Source organism: Oleiphilus sp. HI0123, from assembly GCF_001635315.1.
This window is the reverse complement of the sequence record NZ_LWGE01001206.1, coordinates 1-5,628: the sequence shown is the minus strand read 5'-3', so window position 1 is coordinate 5,628 and position 5,628 is coordinate 1. Positions and strand designations below refer to the sequence as shown.

Genomic DNA, 5,628 nt, shown 5'->3' with positions numbered 1-5,628 from the left:
CCGCGCTTCAAATCGGACACCTCACAAATTCTCTTACCATAATAAATCGGATCAGCTCTTTTTGTAGCAAGCCCCTAATAAGGTATTTTCCAAGTCACATAAAAACTGAAAACAAAACCTGGCAATTCTTTGCCCTATCATAACCTTGCTCTGATATACTGTCGCTACAACTTGGCCGACTTAGCCACGCAACGGAACAAATAAGGACAAACCGTGCCAAACCAATCTGAAAAATGCAATTCTCACGCCATATCCAATCGCTTTCGGGGCTTTCTTCCAGTCGTGATTGATGTTGAGACCGCTGGCTTTAACGCAAAAACCGACGCTCTACTAGAAATAGCCGCTGTTATTATCAGCATGAAGACCGATGGCGATCTCTACCTAAAAGAAACTGTACATTGCAATGTAGAGCCTTTTAGAGGAGCAAATCTTGAGGCTTCTGCGCTAGAATTTACCGGAATTGATCCGCACAGCCCTTTTCGTAATGCTCAACCCGAAAAGCTAGCCCTAGATAAAATATTCACACCTATTCGAAAAGCAGTGAAGGAAACTGGCTGTACACGAGCTGTACTTGTGGGTCATAACGCAACCTTTGACCACAACTTTGTCTTTGCCGCAGCAGAAAGAGCCAATATTAAGCGCAACCCTTTTCACCCCTTTTCGACATTTGATACAGCAACGCTGTCGGGTTTGGCATATGGCCAAACCGTTCTCGCAAAAGCCTGTGGAGCGGCAGGAATTGAATTTGATGGGAAAGCCGCTCATACCGCAAAGTATGATACGGAGAAGACAGCAGAACTATTCTGCAAGATAGTCAATAAGTGGCAACACCTCGGCGGCTGGCCCCTGTCCTCTTAAGCACTTTCTACTAAGATAAGCCAGACAGCAGCTGCGCGCTTCAGATATCGCCACCTAGGGTTTGTTCGTCTGGCTTTGTTTCCTGGGCCATACCAAACTAAACTTCGCTCCACCCATATCACTTCTGCCCAAGAAGGCTTGCCCCCCATGCCAATAAAGAATACGGCGTACAATTGACAAGCCTAGGCCATAACCCCCTGAAGCACGTGTGCGACTATCGTCCAAACGCGCAAACGGCGTAAAGACAGACTCCCAATCTTCCTCTGGAATACCAGGGCCATCGTCTTCAACATCTACACGACATGTCTCTGCATCAAAAGAGCAAACAACTTTTACCCTTCCTTGAGCATAGCGTGTCGCATTACCAACAAGGTTTTGAATCGAACGATGTATATAACGTGTTTCAACCTCTGACATTTTCCATACATCAGAGCCCTCTTTAAACTCAGAGAAAATACTCATATCTGGCTTAACAAGGCCTTGCTCGGAAACAACTTGATCAACAATTGCGCTAATATCAGCTTCCTGAAATGCCAAGATTGGCCCGCCCTGCTCAAGTCGAGCATAGGTCAATATCTCATCAATTAATTCGTCAAGCTCCTGAATATCGCCATCGATCCCCTTTACTTGCTTTTGCAATGCTTCCTCGGAGGGACAGTCTTCAATCATTTGTACACCAAAGCGTATTCTAGCAACAGGGGTTCTAAGCTCATGCGATACAGCATGGATCATTTCTTTCTGCACATACATCAGGCGCTGTATATGGTCGGCCATACTATTGAAAGCACCACCTAAGCGACTGATCGCATCTTCACTTCCCGCCCCGGATACACGAGCATCTAGCTCACCTCGCGAAATACGACTTGCCGCTGTTTCAATAGAGCGTAAACGGCGACTGAACCCCTCTACCAGGTAATAAACAAAGAGCATAAGCACTGCAACACACAGGGAAACCAGTGCAACGAACAAAATAAATGAAAAACCGGAGAACACTTCACCATACTCTAGACGAAGCAGTTCTCCGCTCTTCAAGCGCACATAACTAAATAAACCATCTTCATCAAGACCGTCATGAAAACCCTGTTTGGCAATATCATTTAATACTAACTGAGAACTTACCGAACTCGTCTCTTCCAATTTAGCAATCGAGACATTAAGCAGTGATTCAATGCTTTCAAGCTTGCTCAACTCCGTCGCATCAACCAGTAATTCGCTTACAAGAAGACGAAAAAGTGCTGAAAACTGCTTATCGCGCAAAGACTCAAAAACTAACAACTGCTCGCTAGAATTTTGCTGCTGGATAATCGCTCTAAGGTAGTCACCTTCCAGGGACACAAGCAGTCGTCCATACATCAAACGCTCTTGCTCTACCGCACTTAGACCTAATGATTCATAATCAGATAGGTAAGTATGTTCAGGCAGCTTTGAATGATCTTCACTGATTACACGGGATAGTTCGGTCATAGGAGTAACCAGCAAATCATGCCAGTAGTGCTCTTCCCTAACCTGATTAGAGACTTTAACCAGACCAAGACTAAAAAGGCCTAGCACAGTGATCACTGAAACTAGGCCAATAAAAATACGAATTAGAATTTTCTTCAAAACCAAAACTCTTTAAATAATTTGGCAAGCCGAGCTTGAGAGACTTATAAACTAAGCCTCTTTTACAAACAAATAGCCCTTGCTTCGAACTGTCTTGATCCTTCGTGGGTGAACCGGATCATCACCTATTTTCGGACGAATTCTAGAGACTCGAACATCAATCGAACGATCTTGACCATCATATTCGATACCGCGCAAGTTAGTAAAGATTTCTTCACGGCTCAGCACGTTACCTGCATTACTGGATAATAACCAAAGTAAGTCAAACTCTGCACTGGTTAAATCGATACTTTCATCGTCCAACCATGCCTCTCGCATTGAGCTATCAACAACCAGGTTGTTAAATACCAAGCGGGTCGCATCAGCTGCCTGACCTGACTCTGCACCAGCATCTGATGATTGGTCAACATGCTCATTAATCCGACGAAGTAAGGCGCGAATTCTTGCTAGCAGAACCCTAGGACGAACAGGCTTAGACATATAATCATCGGCCCCCATTTCCAAACCTAGTACCTGATCTAGATCGTCAGTTCGCGCAGTCAACATAAGAATCGGTCCATTATAATTAGNACGCACCTTACGACATATTGACAAGCCATCCTCACCTGGAAGCATCAGATCCAACACTACCAGATCAGGCTTTTCATTGACGATACGATCAACTGCATGAGAGCCATTACCTTCAACCGAAACGACAAGCCCATTACTCTCCAAGTATTCCTTGGTGAGATCAGCTAAACGCTCATCGTCTTCAACTATTAAAATTCGCCAAGCGTCGTTTTGTTGTTCAACTTCCATCTGTATTTTCTTATCTTAGTTCGTGATTTGGGATTGCATGGAGACCCGAAAGGTACTGATATTCCATACATTTTTCCGTTATGTAACAGTAAGTATATATGCAGCTTCAAAAAACACATGAAAAATTGCATATTTTTTATTCTAGCTAAATTTTACGCAGCTTCGACCACTTCGATTATCTCAATCTCAAAATTGAGAACCAAGCCTGCTAAAGGGTGGTTTGCATCAACCAGGACGAAGTCTTTTTCTACTTTAACAACCTGAACAACCTGCGCATCAGAGCCGGTATTGGTCTGGAACTTCATACCTTCTACAACATGCTCTACTCCTTCAAAAGCTGACATAGGTACTTTTGACACAAACTCCGGGTTATGCGCACCATAAGCCATTTCTGGCGGCACCTGCACTTCCAAGCGATCACCCGCTTGCCTCCCCTTTACAGCTTCTTGAAGCCCTCGAATCACGGAAGCACCACCAATCTCAATTACCATTGGTTCGCCACCTTCTGAAGTATCGACTACTTGCCCATCATCATTCTTCAACCAATAGTTAACTTTATATACTTGCCTTTCTGCCATTATTTATCACTCTTGTTAATCAGACCGGCTTGCCAACCAATCTACAGCTATGCGCCAGGTATTTTGCGGCGCTTTGTTACCAGCAAAGACGCCCGCATGCCCACCCGGAACAACACAAAACTCTTTATCTTCTGAAGAGACTATATCCAAAACCTTGTGCGCAGCACTTACACTCACCAAATTATCAGACTCGCCTGCAAATGCCAGAATCGAGCATCTAATTTGATTAAACTCGGCCATCACCTTTCCAATACGCATTTTTCCTTTAGCCATGGTGTTATTGATCATCATATGAACCGCCATTTCCCGAATGGTACGCCCTGGATAATCTACCATGTCGTCAAACCACTTGCTCATAGTCAGACTTTCTTCCAAATACTCCCTATCCCATAAATTCAAAAACTTCTCATACGTATTAATCACTGAGCCCATTGGGTTAGTTAATTTAAACACTAGCGATGAAGTCCATCCAGGCACATGAAAATAGCGTGTCGGTAAATCAAGTAAGGAAAAATTAAGCACGTTGGAAACCAGGTGCGCTGGCTTATATATTGCCGACAAAACCTTACCTGCTGCGCCGCTCTGATGCATATCGATCGGACTCGCGACTGTCACCAGGTTTTTGACTGATTCATCACCTGAAACCGCCAGATACATAAGAGAAAGCAAGCCACCCATGCAGTATGCAAAGATTGACACCTCCTCCTCATCAGAATGCGTAATGACAGCATCCATGATCATTGGCATCCACTCTAGCACATAGCTTTCCAGCGACAGGTTTTTATGATCTGCGGTTACATCTCCCCAATCAACCAAGTAAACATCATAACCATTCGCTAAAAAATAACGAACAACACTTCTATGCGGCATCAAATCAAATATCATTGATGTTGCGGCTAAAGGCGGCACCAAGATAACGGGCGTTTTGTGTCGCTTTTTCTCTACCTTGATTTTCTCACCCGCGATCTCAATCTCATCATCCTCTAATGGGTGATAATGACGAACTGACATGATGCCATCTTGAAAGATTTCATCGAATGAACTCAAGTTTGAGATATTAAAGTTCTCCGAAAAAGCAAACTGCTCCACACCATTAAGAACAGATAAAAAAACTTTATCTAGCAATCTTAGCTTTTTCTCAACCATCTATAGCTACAACCCTGTTAACAATAAAAAGATATCTCACAGTTATTATCTTAGCCCCACAAATAAAAAAACCCCAGCACAAGCCGGGGTTTCTATAGTAGTACTACTGGCTTCCTAGCCTAAGAACTTGATCATAACGCCCGCAGCAACTGCAGAACCGATAACACCTGCTACGTTTGGCCCCATCGCATGCATCAACAAGAAATTCTGAGGATTATTATCCAGACCAACCTTATTCGATACACGAGCAGCCATTGGAACAGCTGATACACCAGCAGATCCAATCAGAGGGTTAACTTTGTTAGTACTAAATACGTTCATCAACTTAGCCATGATTACACCAGTACCGGTACCTACTGCAAATGCAGCCATACCCAAGAACAAAATACCCAGCGTTTGAAAATCAAGGAATTTGTCTGCACTTAATTTAGAACCAACAGAAAGGCCTAAGAAAATAGTTACGATGTTAATCAAAGCATTCTGGGCTGTATCAGAAAGACGGTCCACAACGCCCGACTCTTTCATCAAGTTACCAAGACAGAACATACCCAAAAGAGGCGCAGCATCAGGAAGACAAAGTGCAACCAGAATCAATACAATAATCGGGAAAAGAATTTTTTCCAATTGATTAACTGTACGAAGCTGA

6 protein-coding genes are annotated in these 5,628 nt (G+C 43.6%); 1 reads left to right on the top strand and 5 read right to left on the bottom strand.

Annotated elements, in window-relative coordinates; all coding sequences use genetic code 11:
- Positions 1-213 precede the first annotated feature (213 nt).
- Entirely contained in the window at positions 214-858 is a 645-nt protein-coding gene (gene rnt, locus A3761_RS13615) for a ribonuclease T (RefSeq protein ID WP_068507852.1), read from the top strand.
- Positions 859-912: 54 nt separating this feature from the next.
- Here rnt and A3761_RS13610 read toward each other — a convergent pair whose 3' ends face one another.
- The 5 genes from A3761_RS13610 to A3761_RS13590 form a co-directional block, all read right to left on the bottom strand.
- On the bottom strand, positions 913-2,460 hold the full coding sequence (locus tag A3761_RS13610; RefSeq protein ID WP_068507854.1) for an ATP-binding protein: 1,548 nt from the start codon (positions 2,458-2,460) through the stop codon (positions 913-915).
- Between the two features lie 51 nt (positions 2,461-2,511).
- Positions 2,512-3,258 carry a response regulator gene (locus A3761_RS13605; RefSeq protein ID WP_068750347.1) on the bottom strand — a complete coding sequence of 249 codons (747 nt, stop codon included), beginning with the start codon at positions 3,256-3,258 and terminating at the stop codon, positions 2,512-2,514.
- Positions 3,259-3,410: 152 nt separating this feature from the next.
- Positions 3,411-3,836 (bottom strand): peptidylprolyl isomerase, encoded by a 426-nt coding sequence (locus A3761_RS13600; protein ID WP_068507860.1) that lies wholly within the window; start codon positions 3,834-3,836, stop codon positions 3,411-3,413.
- Between the two features lie 15 nt (positions 3,837-3,851).
- Positions 3,852-4,982: an alpha/beta fold hydrolase gene (locus A3761_RS13595; protein ID WP_068507862.1), complete on the bottom strand. Its 1,131-nt coding sequence runs from the start codon at positions 4,980-4,982 to the stop codon at positions 3,852-3,854.
- 114 nt (positions 4,983-5,096) lie between these two features.
- A partial coding sequence (locus tag A3761_RS13590) for a sodium ion-translocating decarboxylase subunit beta (protein WP_156491840.1) occupies positions 5,097-5,628 on the bottom strand: 532 nt, incomplete at its 5' end.